11 protein-coding genes are annotated in these 21532 nt (G+C 45.1%); 3 read left to right on the top strand and 8 right to left on the bottom strand.

The window, feature by feature from the left end; genetic code table 11:
• Positions 1–73 precede the first annotated feature (73 nt).
• Positions 74–1060 (bottom strand): calcium/sodium antiporter, encoded by a 987-nt coding sequence (locus tag NBH01_RS22025; protein WP_195380668.1) that lies wholly within the window; start codon positions 1058–1060, stop codon positions 74–76.
• Positions 1061–1186: 126 nt separating this feature from the next.
• Here NBH01_RS22025 and NBH01_RS22020 point away from each other — a divergent pair, with 126 nt between their 5' ends.
• The gene (locus tag NBH01_RS22020; RefSeq protein WP_250700301.1) at positions 1187–3037 is read left to right on the top strand and encodes a mechanosensitive ion channel family protein; all 1851 of its coding nucleotides are present in this window, start codon (positions 1187–1189) and stop codon (positions 3035–3037) included.
• Positions 3038–3193: 156 nt separating this feature from the next.
• On the opposite strand, the gene NBH01_RS22015 is transcribed toward NBH01_RS22020, so the two are convergent.
• The 7 genes from NBH01_RS22015 to NBH01_RS21985 form a co-directional block, all read right to left on the bottom strand.
• On the bottom strand, positions 3194–4126 hold the full coding sequence (locus tag NBH01_RS22015; RefSeq protein ID WP_008767295.1) for a metallophosphoesterase: 933 nt from the start codon (positions 4124–4126) through the stop codon (positions 3194–3196).
• Positions 4127–4293: 167 nt separating this feature from the next.
• Complete coding sequence (locus tag NBH01_RS22010; RefSeq protein ID WP_250700300.1) at positions 4294–7110, bottom strand: TonB-dependent receptor; 2817 nt, start codon at positions 7108–7110, stop codon at positions 4294–4296.
• 186 nt (positions 7111–7296) lie between these two features.
• Entirely contained in the window at positions 7297–10203 is a 2907-nt protein-coding gene (locus NBH01_RS22005; RefSeq protein ID WP_250700299.1) for a M60 family metallopeptidase, read from the bottom strand.
• A 7-nt stretch (positions 10204–10210) separates the two neighbouring features.
• Complete coding sequence (locus NBH01_RS22000) at positions 10211–11107, bottom strand: DUF4959 domain-containing protein (protein WP_008761774.1); 897 nt, start codon at positions 11105–11107, stop codon at positions 10211–10213.
• A gap of 37 nt (positions 11108–11144) precedes the next feature.
• On the bottom strand, positions 11145–13079 hold the full coding sequence (locus NBH01_RS21995; protein ID WP_072067062.1) for a RagB/SusD family nutrient uptake outer membrane protein: 1935 nt from the start codon (positions 13077–13079) through the stop codon (positions 11145–11147).
• 12 nt (positions 13080–13091) lie between these two features.
• Positions 13092–16469, bottom strand: a complete 3378-nt coding sequence (locus tag NBH01_RS21990; protein WP_250700308.1) for a SusC/RagA family TonB-linked outer membrane protein — start codon at positions 16467–16469, stop codon at positions 13092–13094.
• A gap of 59 nt (positions 16470–16528) precedes the next feature.
• Entirely contained in the window at positions 16529–17437 is a 909-nt protein-coding gene (locus tag NBH01_RS21985) for a FecR family protein (protein ID WP_234141595.1), read from the bottom strand.
• A 195-nt stretch (positions 17438–17632) separates the two neighbouring features.
• On the opposite strand from NBH01_RS21985, the gene NBH01_RS21980 reads away from it, so the two are divergent.
• Together NBH01_RS21980 and xyl3A are read left to right on the top strand one after the other, a co-directional pair.
• The gene (locus NBH01_RS21980; protein ID WP_195439660.1) at positions 17633–18208 is read left to right on the top strand and encodes an RNA polymerase sigma-70 factor; all 576 of its coding nucleotides are present in this window, start codon (positions 17633–17635) and stop codon (positions 18206–18208) included.
• Between the two features lie 462 nt (positions 18209–18670).
• Entirely contained in the window at positions 18671–21262 is a 2592-nt protein-coding gene (gene xyl3A, locus NBH01_RS21975) for a xylan 1,4-beta-xylosidase (protein ID WP_225679563.1), read from the top strand.
• The last annotated feature ends 270 nt before the right edge of the window (positions 21263–21532 follow it).

The raw sequence follows: 21532 nt of genomic DNA, 5'->3' as shown, positions 1-21532 counted from the left end.
TTTCTATGATAAAAGTGAAAGGCTTCGGGTATGATTACCGGAAGCCTTTTATTGTTGGGTATGGATTACCTTATCAAGAATTATAAATCAGCACCACCGTATATGCCACATAGCAAAGTATCATAATGCTTCCTTCTATCCGTGTAATGGTCCGCTTGGCAAAGAACAGCCCGAACAGCCAAAGCAGAATGCTGGAACCTACTAGTGTGAACAGGTCGAAGTTTGTAATTCCGCTAAGATGGAGGGGCGTGATACTGGCGCTGCATCCCAATACAAAGAAGATATTGAAGAGATTACTGCCGATTACATTTCCGATAGCCATTTCCGGATTCTTTTTTAGCGCAGCTACGATGGAAGTGGCAAGCTCAGGCAGGGAAGTTCCTCCGGCTACCAGCGTTAATCCGATAATGGATTCGCTGACTCCCATGCTGCGGGCAATCCCTGTAGCTCCGTTGACGAACAGCTGACCTCCATAGATGAGTGCCGCCAGTCCGCCAATGATATAGAGAATGGATTTCCACCACGAAAGCAGCTTGATCTCTTCTTCCGGTGCCGTGTGTTCCGGTGCTGCCGGTTCCGGTGCAGCGGAAGATTTTGGGAAAGCGATGGCAAACGTATACCCCATGAAGATGGCGAAGAAGCAGAGTAAAAGCAGACCGTCTACTCTGTTCAGTATATTTTCTGTGGCATTATCGAGGAATATGTCATTGGCGCATATCAGCAATACCACAGACGAAAGGATACAGAGCGGTATCTCTTTTCGTAAAGTGTTCCGGGTGATGATAATCGGAGCGAACAGTGCCGTACATCCCACGATCATCAGCGTATTGAATATGTTACTTCCTACTACATTACCTATGGCAATGTCCGCGCTTCCTTTCAGGGCTGAAGCGACACTCACCGTCAGTTCCGGAGCGGACGTGCCGAAAGCGACAATGGTCAGTCCGATAACGATGGAAGGTATGCGGAAACGTTTGGCTACGGAAGCGGCACCGTCTGTCAGTCTGTTAGCTCCTAGTAAAATGAGAATTAATCCTCCGATAAGTAATAGTATATTCATAATTTTTCTCTTTTGGGGCAAAGATAATCATTTAGGGAATTGTTATGTCAAAAACAATCCGTATGTTTGCCATGTTTATTAAAAAGTGAAATTAAAGTTAATTCACCTAACTTGGAATCATTCTATATGGATATGAAAAAAATAAAACGGTTTGCATTGCTGCTGATGATGGTTTCCCTTGCAGTGAATGTACAGGCGCAACTGGAGCAGGCAGTCAAGAAGATTTTCGCCGGAGATACAGTAGCAACGCATCCAGTCTCTTTGCATAGGGATTCTGATTCTGCCCGTGTGGCAAATCTGCAGAAATCATTGGAAGAAGCGCGGCTCAATGAAGCCAATATGCGTATGGAGATGGAGCAGATGAGGCTTCAGATGCTGTCCGCCGATTCGGTGAAATTCTCCCAGCAACGGCAGCGTATCGACTCACTGCGTCAATTCACGAAAGGAATACCGGTAGTTGCCGAAGGGGATACCCTGTTTTATCTTTTTACAAAACGCGGCGGATACACTCCCCAGCAACGGGCACAGATGACCGGTGCTGCTATCGAAGAGATAGGAAAGCGTTTTAATATCCGTCCCGATTCCGTTTCCATCGACCATTCGGATATTGTTTCCGACCTGATGTATGGCAATAAAGTATTGTTGTCTCTTACAGATCAGGATGCTTTGTGGGAAGGAGTCTCCCGTGACTCCCTTGCCAAAGAGAGGCGGCAGAATGTAATCACCAAACTGCATGAGATGAAAGCGGAGCACAGCATTTGGCGAATGGCGAAGCGTATCCTTTATTTTCTGTTGGTGATTGTCGGTCAGTATCTCCTTTTCCGTCTGACCAACTGGGCATTTCGCAAACTGAAAGTACGTATCCTGCGTCTGAAAGATACGAAGATAAAGCCTGTGTCTATCCAGGGATATGAGTTGCTGGATGCTCAAAAACAAGCCAATCTGTTAGTCTTTTTGGCAGGCATCGGACGTTATATCCTTATGGGGATACAACTGTTGATTACTGTCCCTTTGATTTTTATCATCTTCCCGCAGACCGAAGGACTGGCATACCGCTTGCTGGGTTATATCTGGAATCCGATTCGGAAAATCTTTGTGGATATAATAGACTATGTCCCCAATCTGTTTACAATTGTTGTTATCTGGTATGCGGTGAAGTATCTGGTACGTATGGTGCTTTATCTGGCTCGTGAGATAGAAGCGGGGCGTCTTAAATTCAACGGTTTTTACCCGGATTGGGCCATGCCGACCTTCCACATCGTCCGGTTCCTGCTCTACGCATTTATGATTGCGATGATTTACCCTTATCTGCCGGGTTCTGATTCCGGTGTGTTCCAGGGAATTTCGGTCTTTGTCGGATTGATTGTCTCGCTCGGATCAAGTACCGTTATCGGAAATATTATTGCCGGACTGGTGATTACCTATATGCGCCCGTTCAAAATGGGCGACCGGATTAAACTGAACGATACTACCGGCGATATCATAGAGAAGACGCCGCTTGTCACCCGTATCCGCACTCCGAAAAATGAGGTGGTGACGGTGCCCAACTCTTTTATCATGTCTTCACATACCGTGAATTATAGTACATCGGCACGGGAGTATGGCTTGATTATCCATTCGGAGGTATCCATCGGTTATGATGTCCCCTGGCGCCAGGTCAATCAGATACTGATTGATGCTGCGTTGAATACGCCCGGAGTAGTGGATGACCCGCGCCCGTTCGTGCTGGAAACTTCGTTGAGCGACTGGTATCCGGTGTATCAGATCAATGCTTATATCGAGGAGGCGCATAAGATGTCTCAGATTTATTCTGATTTGCATCAGACTATTCAGGATAAGTTTAATGAAGCGGGAATTGAGATTATGTCTCCGCATTACATGGCTGTCCGTGATGGGAACGCAACGACGACTCCCAAGGATGATCTAAGCAAGAGTAACACTGCGGATACTGCTAGTCAGAGTAACAAATCAGAATAATATAAGCTCGTTACTTAATGAACTTGTGATTTTCTTTGCATCTGTCGGGGCAAAGGAGTACTATAATAAATCAGGGCGCCCCCTTCATCGCGAAGGAGACGCCCTTTGTCGTGTGTGTTTTTTCTGAGAGTAGAATTTCTTTCTTTAATAGAGAACTTATTTTTTTCGGGTTACTGTATAAAGTACATTTCCTTTTTTATCTATCATACGCAGGTTAAGCTCCTTCTTGTCGATAGAGCAAACGGAGAAACCCGGTTCGGGGCTACAGAATTTTGTACCTTCGATGGGTTCTACCTTGCGTGCGAGAGAGGCGGCGGAGTTGACTACATAGTCAATGTCGCTTCCCGGTACACGGATATGCTGGAAGTTGTGGATATGACCGCAGATGTACATATCTACGTTGTGCTTGCGCAGGATGCTGTCTACGCGTTTCTGCATATCAAGCCGCTCGCTTTCCTCTTTCGGGGTGTAGGCATAGATGGGGTGATGGCCGGCTACGATGATCCAGTCCTCCTTGGCACTTGCCAGTACAGATTCCAGCCATGACAGCTGTTTGCTGATGTCCTGCTTGCAGGCATCCGGATATTTATCGCTTTCATTGCGGTATTTATCAATCAGCGGAGTGGTGTCTATCCAGACGATGCGGATAGTAGCTCCTTTTTCTTCGAATACCTTGGTGTAGTAACGGTCGGGCATCGACCAGCGGCGGCTGATGTTCGTATAGTCCAGTACTGCCTGAGTGCTTCCACGGTATTCGTGGTTGCCTAAGATGGAGAACCAGTCGATCATCAGTTCGGGGTGGGAGTAGATAAGCTCGTAGTTGGTCATCCACAAAGGGTCGTTCACGCTACGCACTCCGTCGAAGTGGTGAACGTCTCCGGTGGCTAATACAAATTCGGGACCTATCTCTTCGCCCATTGTGCCCATCAGTTCGGCGATTGGCTTTTGGTCATAGTAGCCGTTGCGACCTAAATCATTGGCTACATAGAAGTTAAACTTCTTGTCAAAGATGGAATAATCCGTGAGCTGTGCGTGGGCGAATGTAAAGACGGAAAGGAAAAGAAGAATGAATAAGCTTTTTATCTTCATATTATATTGATTATTAGTTGTTTATAATTGTCGTTAATGAAAGACTGAAATTCTCTGTTCTTTTGGTTTTAAAGGAACGAGGCGTTGGTTTAAAACCAAGACCCCGTTCCTTTAAAACCAACGGGGCGTTCCATTCTTAGGAACGGAGGTTTTCGCTTTGCGTGCTGTCAGAAGTTAACTTTTACGCCGGCATTAATCTTTACACCGTAGTACTCCGCCTGCATGGTGCGGTCTTTGGTTCCCTGATAGTAACGAAGAGGCTGGTTCAGCAGGTTGGTGGCGTCTGCATAGAACGTGGTCTTTATCTTCTTGCCGAAGGTGTAGCTGGCGTTCAGGTCCATGTAGCTCACTGCGTCATAGTAACGGTCGAGAGCTGCCACTTCTCCCATTTCGTCGATGAAGCTCGAAGCGTAGTTGTAGGAGAAACGTACGTTGAAACCTTTCTTTTCGAAGTAAAGGGAAGCATTGGCTGTATGTTCGGGTGATCCCGGCAGGGACAGGTCTTTCTCGTTCTCACGACCTTCGAAGTTGAAGTTGTTCACTTGGGTGTGGGTGTAGGTGTACGTACCATAGAAACCGATACATTTCAGTGCGGGAGCAATGAAGCCGAAGTCGCGTTGATAGGCCAGTTCTACGCCCAGCAGGTCGGCGTCGCCGGCGTTTTTGGGCTGGGTGAACTTCTTGTATTCGTTGTTCTGATAGGTGTAGTCACCGATGACCTGATCGACGATAAAGTCATTGATCTTCTTGTAGAAGATACCTGCGCTGATCAGACCGACACTTTTGAAGTAGTAGTCTGCGCTGAGGTCGAGATTGTAGGAGATGGTCGGGGTCAGGTCGGAGTTACCCATCACCAGTTCGTTGTCGCTGCGGTTGATGTTGACACAGGGGATCAATGCGGAGTATTTCGGGCGGCTCAGTGTCTCGGTGAACGAAGCGCGGAGCTTTAAGTCGTCGTTCACATCGTATTTGAACAAGAGGCTGGGGAGCCAGTTGACATAGCTGTTCTTATGGTTTCCGGTAGGTTCGAGGGTTTCTGTCTCGTCTTTGTCGTCGGCTACGTTCCAGTTCCAGCCGTTGTATTTGATGTGGGTGGCTTCCATGCGTAAGCCTGCCATCATTTTTATCTTCTTTCCCAAGTTCTGGTCGAAGCGGAAGAAGGCGGAAGTTACGTTCTCACGGGCGTGGTAGTTGCCGGATGATTCTTCGAGCACCTGTTCGCCTTCCATACTGCTGAGGTCGAGTGAGCCCAGGTATTCTTTGGATACGAAATCGGTCGGCTTATATTGGTCTCCCGGCATATATCCGTCACGAATCTGGCTGGTGAGGTTGTTCATGTAATCCTTGTCGAAGGTGTCTTTGTACGTATCTGCGTAATCATAGCAGAGGGTGTTGCGGTCTTTGGTCTTGGAGGCGTACTTTGCTCCGAACCGCAGGCTGTTGCCATAGATGCCGTTTGTCAGCGGAAGTTCGAAGTCGACTTTGAACTTCAGGTCTTTTTCGTAGATTTCCTGGTTGCTTTCGGTCAGTTCCTTCACTTTCCATTTGCCTCTTTCGCCGTCCGCTTCTCCGTTGTGCAGGCTGACGTCCGTAGTCACGTAAGGGAAACGGTCGCCGGCATCTACGACGGTAAAGCCGAGGAAGTCCTGTTTCAGGCTGAAGTATCTTTCGTTCGGACGGTCTTCGCTGGCACGGGCGTAGGAAGCTCCCCAGTTGACGGATAGTTTGCCGAACTGATGTTCACCGCTCAGACTGAGGTCCATTGTCTGTTGTAATTCCAGACGGGCATTTCTGTTGTCGGGTGTTCCTCCTTTTGTCTCGATCTGGGCGGATTGCTGCATATCTCCTTCGTCGTCTAGTCCTGTCTTATCCAAATCCTTATAGGTGACGCGGTAGCGGTTTTCCCAGTCGTGGCGACGGTTGTAGATACCTTGCAGCGTCAGCCGGTGGTTCGGGTTGATGTCGTAGTCGAAAGCCAGGGAGTAGCTTTGGCGTTCGCGGGTCACGTAGTACTGGCGTTTCTGTGCTTCCACCATGACTACCTCGCCTTTTTTGTTGACGTCATATTCAAACTCCACATCGTCCGATCCTGACGGAGCGTTCTGATAAGAGATGGCGGCCATCATTCCCAGTTTGTCATTGAAGAAACGGTCGCCGTAGGTAAATCCTAAGTTCAGCTGTGCTTTCTGGCTGATCCAGTTGTAGCCGGTTCCTGCTGTGGCGCTGAACATCCGTTTGTAAGGAGTGCTTTTCGTCACCAGATTGATGGAGCCGCCGATGGCATCTCCGTCCATATCCGAGGTAACGACTTTGTTCACTTCGATTGTCTGCACCATGTCGGCGGGGATGAGGTCGAGCTGGACATTACGGGTATCGCCTTCGGCAGAAGGGAGGCGGTTGCCGTTGATGGTCACGGAACTGAGGTCGGCGGAAGTACCGCGGACTTGTCCGAAGCGGGCTTCCCCCTGGTCGTATTGTACATTAATACCGTTGATACGTTTGAGGGCGTCGCCGATATTGGAATCGGGGAACTTTCCGACCTGATCGGCTGAAACGACATTGGTGATTCCGAGGTTGTTCTTTTGTGAGTTGATGGCGCGGCGTTGTCCCTGGAAGGCGCTGCCTACCACTACTTCCTGCAGTTCGAGCCCTTCATTGAGTACGACGTCCTTTTCGAGTGTCTTTCCTGCCGGAATAGTGATTTTCATTTCGACGGGAGAGTAGCCTACGTAGCTGACTTTCACGGTGTATGTGCCCGGTGTGAGATTGGCGAATGTATAATAACCGTTGACGTCGCTTGTCACTCCGGTATGTAGTTTTTCGATGTAGATGGAGGCTCCCGGAAGAATTTGCTTGGAAGTGTCTACTATGCGTCCACGGATCGTACCCTGTCGGGCTACGTTTACTTTTTCCTCTGCAAAAGTATTTCCGCTTGTACTCATGATTAAAAGAGTCAAAGAGACTAATCTGAGAAATCGTTTCATAAATGTTAGCGTGCGTTAATTATTTGCTGCAAAAGTAGAGGTTTGACGTTTCTTGCTTTTTACAGTTGATTGAAGAACGCGTAACAAATATGCTACGATTGTGTTACGCAAGAAGGGCGCCCGCCTGCGGACACCCTTCGATACCTAACCCGATAAAAAGTTATCTTGAATGTATCTGAGATACGATCAATTCATTGGAATGTCGATACGTTCGCCCGTAACGGAAACGGCGCTTAACCGGAAACCATCTTTCCAGCGAACCGGAATGGTGAATGTATCTACAGACGAAGGGGCATTTTCGCCGCTGCAGATGAGGATGAATTTGCCGGTTTCATCTTTCACTTCGTACGTCACTACATTGGTCCAGTTCTTGATCGTGATGGTCTCACCGTTGTAAGTCACCGCATTGTCGCCGGAACCTACCGTAAATGTCTTGGGAGCATGAGTGGCATTCTCTCCTTTGATGATGGCGGGTTTCGTTTTATACAGTTCGTACGTGTTATCCGAAATGTATTCTAAAGCGACATCCAGACGGGTGCCTCCCAGTGCGTTCACTTTCTGTTTGAGAGCGTCTATCATGTCTTGTGTCACGGTCAGCTGCTTTTTCCCGTAGTCGTCCAGTTCCTTGTCAACCGGAGTCAGGAATCCCCATTTAGTGAAGAAGTCGAGTAAGTTCATACCGGAAATCTTGGAGCAGGCATATACAAAGTCAAGCTGAATCTCTCCGTGAGTCATTCCGGTGTAGTCTTTATTGCGGGCGTATTCATATACTTCCGGATAAAAACCTCCTTTGTCCGCCTGTTGCAACGGAGTCCTGCCCAGCACCTTTCCGAAATAGAGTTCCAGTTGCCAGAAGGGAACGAGCTTGCAGAATACATCGTTGGCATTATTCTTTCCCAGATTCTGGAAGTCGGCGTGCGGGTTTCCGGTGGCAATAATCCCACTCCATGCTTTGGAGTATCTGTTTCGGTAGGTGATTCCCATGTCTTCGACCTGTATGCGGGAGGGCTGGCCGAAAATGGTGGTCTGTATGTACTCGGACATGATGTTGTTCGTCACTTCCGTGTTACCGCCCCACAATACTCCCGGACGGGTCTGATTGCAATGTCCTATCTCGTGTGCCGGTCCCCAGCAAGCACTTGTCTTCAGCTTTTCCGGACTACAGATTTCATTCATTGTTGTTCGGTTGTAGGCTGTGTGATAGGCTGTGGCGTACATATAGGACTTATACATGACATTCAGATACATCCGGTTTCTGAACATCTTGTCATATTTCTCCAAGCCCAGCAGCTGCTGCTCGCTGTACACGATCTTGTCATAAAGGTCTATCAGTTCATCTCCCTTGGAACCTGTGTACGTCCGGAGGTCACTCGTCTCGAAAGTGAGGTGGGCATATTTCCCCAGTACGTCAAAATACCGGTTGGTTGCTTTGTTGAGCAGTTCCGACCAGCGTCCGTTATGCTCCGGGTTTTGTGAGTCGAAGTAGCCGTTCACTTTTCCCGATGCAAAATGGATTTTGACAGGGGCCGCTGCCGGATCATCCAGCGTTTTTGTGACATACATCACGTACACCAGTCCTTGTTCGCTGATAGTAAGCTTGTTGATTCCCTGATTCAGTAAGTAGGTCACTCCGCCAAAACCGTCATTCTCAGGTGCATCCAGATTCTGTACCCGCAGTCCGATGTCATATCCGTGTGTGTCTCCCACCAACACAATTAGGTTTTCACCTGCCTTGACCGATATTCCGGTCGGATTGTCCAACTGGCTGTAAGGGTTGGTCTTGTGGGTTTCCGACTGGATATCCGGATTGGGATATGCCTTGAACTCGCTGATACGGAATTCTGCGGGATACTTGCCTTTAATCATATAGTAGGCTATATTCTTAAAGAACGGGTATTCGCACTGCGCTATGTCATCTTCCGTAATACCGGTTTTCAGTTCACTGCAACTTGCATCTGTGAAGAGAGTCGAATAATCAAAGTTCACGGGATTCTTTGCAAAGAATTCCATCTCGGCGCATGAAGCAAATCCTTGTCCGTCACCGGAACCGCTTTTTACGATGAAACGGAAAGACTTTGCCTGTATCGTTTGGTCAAATGTTACTTTGCCTGCCGTAGCTGAACCTTGAAAATCCTTATCAATAAGTTTTGTGAATGTGTGACCGTCTGCTGAATATTGTATTTCTGTTTCTATGAATCTACCATTATTTCCGTTGTTGCGCGGATGATATATCAAATAATCGACATCTGTGACTGTTTCAAAATTATAGGTTAATGTGATGGGGAAATAGTTGCCTGCACCATTACTCCAATTGGAATGATAAAGTGTCGAATAATCTCCGTCAAAAGATTTTTCGATGTTGCTGCCGGATTGAAAAGAAGAAGCCGTTCCGCTTACTATTTTGATCTTGATGTCACCTTTTACGTCTTCTCCGTTGCCTTCGGCAAATTCGTTGAGTCCTTTCTGGGTAACAAATACGGATGCGCTTACAGGTTCTGCCTGTTCCGTATCGGGATCGATAGTCGGTAATACTTCTGTTATTTCAATGTTGCCATGACGCTGACTGTCAAGTCCGGTTGCTTTCACCATATATGTATGGGGGGTGGTGACTGTGGCCGGTGCACGGCTGGCAGGTTTTGCGGTAATCCATTCCGGCAAAGTGATGGCTACTTCTACATTTGTCGTCACGTCAAACTGGATTTCTCCACCGATAACACCTACCTCAAAGCTGGACTGGTCAACCAGAATGGCTGCTTCGTATCCCAACTGGCGTACTGTGATTGTCTTTGTCTGGTCGGCAGCTATAACGGTAACGGTTGCTTTGCGCACGTATCGTTCGTCACTTTCGTCTACAGATATTTTCAGTGCCTTCCCGTCTGCAGACGGGTGGCACCAATTTTTATCTGATTTGACGGTCCAGATATCCACATTGGTAGTAACAGCTACATTCTGGCTACCGGACTCACTATTGAAATCAACTGTCTCTTTTCCAACGGTTAAATTGGGGGTTGAAGAGCCGTCATCGTCAGAGCATGCCGTAGACAGGCATGGCAGAAGCGATAATAGAAAGAAAAGCAGTATATATTTCTTCATTCTTTTTTTATTCGAGTACGACCATTGAACATTGATAGATTTCTAGTTCTCCTAAAGCAAAATAAGGGGTTCCCTTCGTGGTCTCTGTCACTTCGAACCAAAGATAGCGGGAAGGTTTTGACAGCGGAATTATCTCCGAGTTATACACTTCGCTCACTCCGTTAGGAAGCCCTGTTAAGGTAGTTTCCTTGTGGGTGCCTGCCTGTGAGATATCCACTGTATTGCCATCAATTTTCTCGACGCCATCAAACCATTCTGCTGGATTATAACTATCACTTGTATATAAGTTGATCGTTTTCCATGAACTATCGTTCGCACGGTTGGTATTAGTCGAACGGAATTTAATAGCGCTGACTTCTTCGCCTAAATCTACTACCAGATAATGTGGCATTTCCACTAGTGAGCTCCACCACGAGTGGAAGAAGGTTGCTATATTTCCGTCTACCAGGTCTTTTATCGGACGGGTAGGAAATGGAGCATTCGTCCATATTTTCTTATAGTCCAGATCTATCTTTACGGGAGTGCCGAAAGTAGGGTTGGCTTTTTCTGCCTGAGCCGTTATTTGGTGGCTGGGCCCTGCCGTATTGCCACGATTGAAGGCTTGTACAGTAAAGTCTATTTCACCGTACTTTTGGAGCAGATTGTCTATTACCAATTCGCTGGCGTATTGGCTGACTTGTTTTCTGTATGACTTTCCTGTGGCTCCGATTGTATATTCTATCTGTACATAATATAAGTTTTCATCGGCAGGGTTGGTCCAGCTCAGGGTAATCTGTCCCGGAGCGGGAGTCGCTTTTAGATTTTCGATGTCGCTGGGTACCGGATAGGAATCTTTGTCATCGCTGCAAGACCAGAGCATGGCTAATCCTCCGATAAGACATATCGTTATAAGTATCTTTTTCATGATCAGATTATTTTTAATAATTGTTATTCATCATTGATTAGTAGCCCGGATTCTGCACCATGTTCGGGTTCTTGCTTACTTCACCTGCCGGAATAGGCATCAGATACTGACGGGGTGCATCGAATGTACGCTTGTCCTGTATCTCCACAATCTTGGCGAAGTCTTCCATTGTCTCGGCAAGAATGTTCAGACCACGTGCCTTGACATTGAAATAAGTTTCTCCCATTTTCCAGCGGCGGATGTCCCAGAAATTATGATTCTCCTGATAAAGCTCGATCATACGTTCCTGTCTGACGATTTTCATCACTCTGCCGTCGGGACCGCATTGGCCGTCATAGCTTGTCAAAGGAACTTTGGCATTTGCCCAGCTTTCCAGTACCGGTTTTAGTCCGGCGCGTTCGCGTACTTTGTCCAGATAAGCCATTCCTTTTTCGGGATATCCTTCTTTACCATATCCTACGCAGGCTTCGGCATAGTTCAGGTAAAGTTCAGCGAGACGTATCACAGGCCATGGATATTCTACCGTTGGTCCGGGGGTACCAACGGTAGCTTGTATCCCTGGGTGTACACCTTTTTTGTTCAGGTATCCTGTTTTGGAGTAGTTCTGAGAGCGTGCCGCAGTGACTATCTTTCCGTCATCGGCTCTGACACCGCAGTTTTCTGTTGCCAGAAATCCGGTCAACCACTTGTCTCCTTCAGAACGCTCAGCACCCCAGAATTTGTGATAAGCATATCTTTTATCGTCTGTACGACATTCATAATAACCGTTCTCAAATGCAACCCACGCATAGAATCGGGGTTCGCGGTTCATGTTCATGTATAATGTTCTTTTTCCCGGTTCGGCATAGGTAGTGCCTTCAGGGATGGTTACGATATCCAGTTTGTTGTTTGTATTGAATTCGGGGTCTTCGTCAATCGGTAATCCATTGACTGTGTAGAAGCGGTCGAGCATGGTAATAGTGGGGGCTATACCATTCCACGAGCCACGTGGGAAGAAAGGTATGGATTTACGTTGAATACCATAAGCACCTGCTTTACGGGTTTCGGGGAAGATGACTTCTTTGTAGTTTTCGCTATCCATGAAAGTCATACGAAGTGTGCGTTCTGTCAGGTTGGTCGGTTCCGGATAAGCATTACTTGTTGTACTGGCTATATAGAGCTCGTGACCGGCTCCTGATGCCGCCTGAATAGCTTCCCATGTTGCATCTGCTGCACGTTTGTATTTTTCTTCCGAATAAGTGGTCGACATGAGCTGTTCGCCGTCCGGGTTCTTAAAGTCTGTGTAATCAGGGTTCCCATTGAATAATGGTGAAGCGGCATAAAGCAACATACGTGCTTTTAAGCTTTTGGCAATGACGCTCGTGGCACGCCCATAATCCGAACTATTGCGTGTGGCAGGAAGTCTGGTGGCTGCATCGTCAAGTAAGTCGGCAACCCAGTCGATACATTCATCGTACGGACGACGTCCAAGCATATTCTCTGCGGGAGTGTCGAGTGCCGGAAGTTCTTTTACCAAAATGGTCGGCCCGTAACATTTGATCAGAAGGAGGTGGAAATAGGCGATCAGGAAGTCGGCTTCTGCCGTGTAAAGATCGACTTCCTCCTGGCTGATCTTAGGAACGGAGTGGATATTTTCTTTCAACAAATAGCATTGACGTATTCCCTGAAACAGTGTATTCCAATAACTGATAATTGTATTGCTTGAGTCATAAGAACCTTCAGCGAATTTTACGTAACTTTCGGCAAACGGGCTGATCGTTTCGTCACCGGTAAAGTCCATACATGACTGAACCATGTTTGACTGAGGCAGATATCCGTAGCAGGAATATAAATATCGCAGTGCAGCACGGGGATTGGCAAAGGCATCCTTTTCCGTGGCTGTTTCGTCGGGAACGATATCCAGATAGTTACAGGAAGTATTCAGCCCTGTAATCAATAAGAGGATAAATAGATATAGTGTATTCTTTTTCATATCTTTAAGGTATTATTTGTTGTTAATAGTCATTTGGAATCCAATGTTGAATACGCGCTGGGTCGGATATGAAAGACCACTGCCACCACCCTGTTCAGGATCCCACAGATCGAACGGAGCAAAGGTCATCAGATTAGAACCGCTGATGTATAAACGCATATTCTTATAGGTATATCCGATCTCAGCATTCTTTAATTTCAGGAAGGCACCGTTACGCTCCCAATAGCTGGACAACTTGTTGTTATTGTTATTGGTTTTGCGTGACAAGCGCGGGTAAGTCGCATTGGTGTTTTGATTGTCGGGACTCCAGCGTTCGTCTGCCACCCATGAAAGTACGTTGCGTAGCATACTGTCACCGAAGGGATGGAAATCTTTTACCATGAAGGAGGTTTTGGCTACTCCCTGGAAGAAGAAGGAGAAATCCAGATTCTTCCATTTAATAGAGGGACCGAAGCCATATACAATCTCCGGGACTCCAGGGTGCTTTGCCCATACCCAGTCGTCTGTATCTGTCAGGTTATCATCATATCCGTACCAGTCTCTTGAAATATTGATATATTTGATATCTCCCGGAATCACTGCCGCTCCCAATTGTTGTTGGTGGTTGGCAATATCTGCTGCATCAATGAAGAGTCCGTCAGAAATATAAATGGCATTCTTATTGGCACTGACTCCGATTTTTGACTGCCATGGATATTTCGGTGATTCATCATATTGGGTGATTTCATTATGCGCATATGTGAAAGTTCCTTTGAAGCTGACGAACCAGTTTTTGTTGAACTGCTTGTTATAGCTGGCTGCTAATTCAAATCCCTGATTGCGCATAGCTGCCAGGTTGCCGTATACTTTAGTGGTAGCTGTACCCATATATGTCGGAGTGGTCCCTTTCTCCTGGAAGATGTCGCGACGATTTTCGCGAAAGATATCAAAAGTAAGGTCTAAAGAGTGGAACAATTGTAAATCGACTCCAAAATTAATCTTTTCTCCTACCTCCCATGTAATATCTTCATTGGCATAGCGTTGATAAACGGGACCATTGTAGGTTACATTCTGATTGACACCTGTTGTAAATCCTTTGCCGCCCAGGTCAATTTGAGACATGTAGATAAAACGGCTGCCATTAATCTGGTCGTTACCTACCAGACCCCACGAACCGCGTAGCTTCAATTTAGAAACAACGTTTTTCAAAGGTTTGAAGAAAGATTCTTCACTGATGTTATAACCTGCGGCAATGGAGGGGAACAGACCGAAACGGTGTCCTTTGGCAAAGTTCTCCGATCCATTGTATCCTACGTTCACTTCAGCCATATACTTCCCGGCATAAGCGTAGGAGACACGTGCTGCAAGACCTTGTTTGCGTTGAGGCAATGAACCGATAAAGTTCCCATCGCCCGGTGTGTTGTTAACAAGTTCGTCCTGGCTATAGATTAGCATCGCATTGACGTCATGTTCACCGAATGTACGGCTGTAATTGACCATTCCTTCCAAATAGAAACGGCGGTCACCGGAATTTGTATTCTTTGCGGTCAGGTTTGTCGTATATTCGTCTCCAATACGGCTTGTTGTGTAGGTGTAGCCACCATTGCCATCGTCTTCGTATCCGGTCAGTGCGAATTTGTTCCACTTCCCTTCACGTTTGTTTTCGGAACTCGACCAGTTCTTGAATGAAGCCAGTGCTTTGAAACTCAGACCTTCGGTGATGAAATCCAACTTCTGGTTAAATTCCAGTGCTGCAATGACTGTGCTTTGGAATCCTTTGTTGTAGCCTGTAGCAGCCTGAGCCACCGGGTTGGTCTGATAGTCGGCGTTGACACGTTCTGTAGCTCCCCATTTAATATAAGGTGTTTCACCGTCATCCGGAAAATATACCGGGAATTCAACAGGTGATGTATTCATGGCATTGGTAAAGATGGCTCCTACTCCTTGGTTAGGAGTAGTCATGTCACACAACTGTACGTTCAGGCGCAAGGACAACTTAGAAGAATTGCTCAATTTGGCGTTGATGTTATTCTGGAAGTTATAGCGCATGATTTCAATATTGTTATTATAGGAGAAGAAATCCTTTGAACGATTCTTCAACATACCGGATTCGTGGTTGACAGAGATGCTGGAGAAGTAGTCTACACGTTTACCACCGCCACGGATGTTAAAGTTGAACTTTTCGCTATAAGAAGCGTCTTTGAACAATTCGTCATACCAATTTACGTTCGGATAGATATAAGGATTCAATCCAGCACGTGTTCCGTCAATTCTATCTTGGCTGTAAAGCACGTCACCGCTATTGTCATTGTTTACGGCCTCGTTGAAAAGTTCCATGTAAGTGGCACCGTCTACGAATTTAGGGGTACTGGTCGGTTGAGACATTTGTGCTTCCATACGGAAGTTGATAATCGGCTTATCCAGATTCATACCCGATTTGGTGGTTACAATCATCACACCGTTGGCACCACGGGTACCGTACATCGCTGTTGCGGTAGCATCTTTCAGGATAGAGAAACTATCGATAATCTCGGGATCAAGATTATTCAGGTCACTTGAACTTACCTGCACACCATCCAGAATGATTAGTGGATCGGTGACTCCGTTCATGGTCGAAACACCGCGAATCCAAAAGTTGGCGCCATCAGCTCCCGGCTGACCACTTTTCTGGACGGCAATAACACCAGCCAGACGTCCGGCAAATGCAGTAGACAGATTGGTAGAAGGTACCTTTAATTCAGTTGGTTTAATAGATTCAACAGAGCCTACCATACTGGCTTTCTTTTGTCCTGTACCATAAGCTGTGATGACTACTTCTTCCAACTGCTTGGCATCTTCATTCAAATCGATGGATAACACTTTGCGTGAACCGATCTTGATTTCTTTGGGTGTGTATCCTACATAAGAAATGAGAATAACATCCGAAGGAGCAGCCATGATCGTGAACTTTCCGTCAATGTTGGTGATTACTCCTGTAGCAGCCCCTTTGATTTGTACGGAAGCACCGATAATGGATTCACCTGTATTGGCGTCGACTACCACACCTACGATTTCCGACTTTTTCGGTCCCTGACTTTTTTGCTGAACAGTCTCTGCTTTCGCGCTTTTCAAGATAATTTCATTATTCTTGATGACATAGTCAATTCCGCTGTTACTGAATACTTTTCTTAAAACTTCATTAATGTCTCCTTCGCAATCGTAATCCTTTTTCTCGTCATTGGCGATAACACCGGACTTGAAGAAGAAAGTGTACTGGCTATTTTCTTCAATCAGCTGAATAGCCTGTTGCATGGTGATAGACTGACCCTTGAGAATGATTCTCTTTCCTTGTGCGCCATGAGCGTAGAGAGCCATTGGAAGGAAGCAAATCAATAGAACGGCATATCTGAGTATGCTGTTACTAAAATGCATGTTTTTCATGTTTCTAAAAGGTTAATAGTGAATATATAGATAAATTGTTTTTTTATGTATTAATATAATATGATGTTGTTATTTTCTTGTTTTTCTTTTAAATCGAGGCTGATACATATCTTTTCGATGATATTGGTAAGCGGCTCGTCTTTACGTATAGTTCCGTTAAACTTCAGCTCTTTGAGCTTTTCTTCTTTAATTATGATGTTTACATGGTATGAACGGTTGATAAAATCGATGAATTCCTGTAATGGCTTGTTGGTAAAGCGATATTTACTTGAGCGCCAGTCATACTCGTTGATATCTATATTCGTACGTACAACTGATTTGGCCTGGGTATTGTATACGATTCGTTCAGACGGTTGCATCGGCAGTTCTCGCTGTCCTTCCTCTGCCTGGAATTTGATGGAGCCGGTGAATAAGGTAATTTCCGATTCCATGTGCCCGGCTTTGATGTTGAATTCCGTTCCGGTCACTTCAATACGCGATTCCCGGAAATAAACCCTGAAGGGTGCTCCCTGAGCTTTTTTCACTTTAAAGAAAGCTTCTCCTTTTTCCAGGAAGATTTCTCTGTTGTTCAGAAATGACTTGTGATAGCGAATTTGAGAAGCTGCGTTGAGCCATACTTCCGAACTGTCCGGCAGCATGACTGCCAGCTTATCATTCATTGGAGCACTGATATTAATGTCGGATGATGAAATATTGTTGGCAATCCAAAAGCCGATAATGAAGATGGCAACAGTGGCAGCGATGGAATATCCGATACGATAGTATTTCTTGTTTCTCTCTAAAGGCTGTTTTTCGTTCCGGCATCTGACCATAATCTTATTGAGTATGGTGTGCGGGGGAACATGATCTTGTATATGAGCTTTAGGAGCTTTATCCCATTGTTGAGACTGAAAGTTAACCATAGGCTTCTCATTGAGAAGCTGTTCCCTTTCGGAAGTTGTCAGTCTGTCGGCTAACATCTTTTTTATAATATTAATGAGTTCTATTGAATTCACGCCCTTATATATTAGTGATAATGATTGTTATTGACTTCGGTTACATACTAAATACTCCCCATATTACATTTACCCCTATCGGATATAAAAAAAAATGTGTTTTATTTTTGTATCTTTTAAATAATGTATAGCTTTGTTGTCACTAATATTTGCACAAATATGAACGAAAGAGAAAGAGTATTGGCTATTAAGGGCGGTGATCATCAGGCGTTTATTGATTTGTATAACGAGTATTGGAGTCAGGTTTATGACTTTAGCCGATTGTACATCGCTACAATTGCTGATGCAGAGGAAATTGTTCAGGATGTGTTTGTGAAGTTGTGGGAATCAAGGCATTTACTGAAGGAAGATGAAAATATCAAAGGTTTTCTCTTTATTGTTACCCGAAACATCGTATTTAATAAAAATAAGAAGAGAGTAAATGAGAATCTTTTCAAAACCTCTGTTTTGGTAGCCTATGGAAACGAAGGTTATTATAACTCCACTACTGTGGAGGAGGATTATTGTGCTTCCCAACTAAAAAATTTCATTGATCGGTTAATCAATTCACTTCCTGAGCAACAAAGAAAATGTTTCCTGTTGAGTCGTGAAGAAAATCTGAGTTACAAGGAGATAGCCGAGAGACTTGGTATTAGTCAGAAGACTGTAGAAATACATATGGGTAAGGCCTTGAAATTCTTGAAAGATAAGGTGAAACGAGGCTGGGAGATTCTATTGTCGCTTCTTTCATTTTAGTTATAAAAATAAGACATTCCTTCTTTCTCATTATTTAATAGTGTCGGAATAGACTTATCTTTTTTCTTGCTGTTCTTAGCAGGCTGTTACTTTATCTGTATTTTCAATAGCCTCTTTTCTTTTCAGATAGACTTTCTGAAGTAGTCAGATTATTAATGATGTAATAGAAACTCATGTACTTTTGGCTATAATCAAGTTTTGAGGCTGATAGTAATAAGCTTTGATTCGCAAAAATTATTTAGTAATAAAAATAGTTGGAAAAAAGTTTGGTATGGCAGCTTTTTTTGCACTACATTTATCATTCATCGCTGTTTCAAGTTAGGCGTTTCCATTTGAACAGATAAATCCGACAGCATTCCCCGATCATAGTTATTGTATTTGAAAACAATGATTAGAATGTAGTTTTTCGATGTGGAATTGCAAGGTAACATAATAAATAAAGCTTTAATTAATTTGGACAAAATGAAAAAAGTACTGTTAACTTTAAGTTTGAGTATCGTTGCGTCGATGGGCAGTTTCGCGCAGAATGAACCCTATAAGAATCCGAAACTTGCTCCGGAAGAGCGTGCGGAAGACTTAATAGGGAGATTAACCTTGAAAGAAAAAGTAGGATTGATGAAAAACTCTTCTTTTGCGGTAGAACGGCTAGGGGTTGCTCCCTATAATTGGTGGAGCGAGTCTTTGCATGGTGTTGCCCGCAATGGACTGGCTACAGTGTTTCCGATAACTATGGGTATGGCATCTACCTTTGATGATGAAGCAATTGAAAGAGTGTATGTTGCCGTCAGTGATGAAGGACGTGCTAAATTCCACGATGCACATCGCCGTAACCGCTATGGATATGGAAACGAAGGGCTTACTTTTTGGAATCCGAATGTGAATATTTTCCGTGATCCGCGTTGGGGAAGGGGACAGGAGACTTTCGGTGAAGACCCTTATCTGACCACCCGTATGGGAGTAGCTGTAGTAAAGGGAATGCAGGGACCGGCAGATGCCGAATATGACAAGGCTCATGCATGTGTCAAGCATTATGCAGTGCATAGTGGTCCTGAGGCGAAACGTCACTCTTTTGATGTAGAAGATCTCTCTCCCCGTGATTTATGGGAGACGTACCTTCCGGCCTTCAAGGCTTTGGTGCAGGAGGCAGACGTGAAGGAAGTGATGTGCGCTTATCAACGCCTGGAAGGAGAGCCCTGTTGTGGTAGCAACCGGTTGTTAACGCAAATATTGAGGGATGAATGGGGCTATAAACATTTGGTCGTAAGTGATTGCGGTGCTATTGATGATTTTTTTGTGAAAGGGCGCCATGAGACACATAAAGATGCTGCGGATGCCAGTGCTTCTGCTGTGATCAATGGAACTGACCTTGAATGTGGTTCGATATATTCGCATTTGGAGGAAGCTGTGAAGCAGGGATTAATTACAGAAGAACGTATAGACACAAGTTTGCGCCGTTTGTTGAAAGCCCGTTTTGCTTTGGGCGAGATGGATCCGGACTCTATCGTCCCCTGGAGCAAAATTAGTATAGATACTGTGGATTGTGATTTGCACAAACAGATGGCGTTGGATCTGGCACGTAAATCTATGGTATTGCTTCACAATAATGGTGTGCTTCCGTTGGCAAAAACAGGGGCACGTATCGCAGTGATGGGACCGAATGCGGTTGATTCGGTGATGCAATGGGGAAACTACGAAGGTGTACCCTCGCATACATATACTATTTTGGAAGGGATTCGCTGCAAGATAGGCGATGTGCCTTTTGAGAAAGGATGTGAGTTGCTGGATAATCGGATTTTTGAATCTTATTTTAATGAGATCTCCAACAATGGGCGTCCCGGTCTGACGGCTACCTACTGGAATAATATGAATTTGAGTGGTGATGTAGCGGCTACAAGTCAGATTACTTCTCCGATTAATCTGAGTAATGGTGGGAATACGGCCTTTGCCACAGGTGTGGGCTTATATAATTTTACTGCTGTTTATGAAGGAAGTTTTCGTCCGAAAGAGAGTGGAGCTTATGAGTTGCTGATTGAAGGAGATGATGGCTATCGGGTATATGTGAACGGGGAAAAGGTGATTGATTATTGGGGAGAACATGCCAGTGCTAAAAGGGAATATACGTTGAAAGCAATTGCGGGGACAGATTATAAGATCAGAATAGAATATATGCAGGCAGGTGCGGAAGCGTTGCTTAGGTTTGATTTGGGTGTTTATCGTCATATTTCACCTGAGATGGTTGTCGATAGAGTCAAAGAAGCGGATATTGTTATTTTCGCAGGTGGCATTTCGCCGAGTTTGGAAGGCGAAGAAATGTACTCCGTTAACAGTCCCGGTTTTGCTGGCGGCGACCGTACTTCAATTGAACTACCGCAAGTGCAGCGTGATATCCTGAAAGCATTGAAGAAAGCGGGTAAGAAGGTGGTTTTTGTAAACTGCTCTGGTTCGGCGGTCGCATTGGTTCCTGAGATGGAGTCTTGTGATGCTATCTTGCAGGCATGGTATCCCGGGCAGGCTGGCGGACTGGCTGTGGCGGACGTTCTGTTCGGAGATTTTAATCCGAGTGGAAAGCTGCCCGTTACTTTTTATAAAAATACGGACCAGTTGCCGGATTTTGAAGATTACAGTATGAAGAACCGTACCTATAGATATATGACGGAAGTTCCTTTGTTTCCTTTTGGATACGGATTGAGTTATACTACTTTCAATATTTCCAAAGGACGTTTGAATAAGAAAACTATATCTGCCGGACAGGATTTGAATTTTAAAGTCAATGTGAAGAATACAGGGAAGTATGATGGAGCTGAAGTTATTCAGGTGTATGTCCGCAAAGTAGATGATGCGGAAGGGCCGATAAAGAGTTTGCGCGCTTTCCGTCGGGTACCGCTGAAGGCGGGAGAGACTTGTGTTGTATCTATTGATCTTTTGCCAACTACATTTGAGTTCTTTGATCCGACTACAAATACTATGCGTATTATGCCCGGAAAATATGAAATCATGTATGGCAATAGTTCGGATATACCTTCGGGGAATAAATTGAGTGTAACACTTCGGTAATAATATTACTCATTAATGGGGGGGCAAAAGTCAGTAGCAATAGCTTGTGTATTCACCTACCACCTCCCCCTGCGGGTACTCCTCCTTCCCGAAGGAGGAGATTTAAGATACTGCCGACTTTTTTGTCAGCCCCAGTTTCGTTACTATTGACTTTTGACACATTTACATTTGCAGTATTAAATATCACAACAAAATATAAGTGTATATTTGAAAAGTAGAGTTGCAGTGAACTAACTTTGACACTAGTCTTAAATGACTATAGGCTGAATC

The organism is Bacteroides sp. B1-V-101 (genome assembly GCF_023656585.1).
Taxonomy (GTDB): domain Bacteria; phylum Bacteroidota; class Bacteroidia; order Bacteroidales; family Bacteroidaceae; genus Bacteroides; species Bacteroides thetaiotaomicron.
This window is presented reverse-complemented; position numbering and strand designations above follow the sequence as displayed.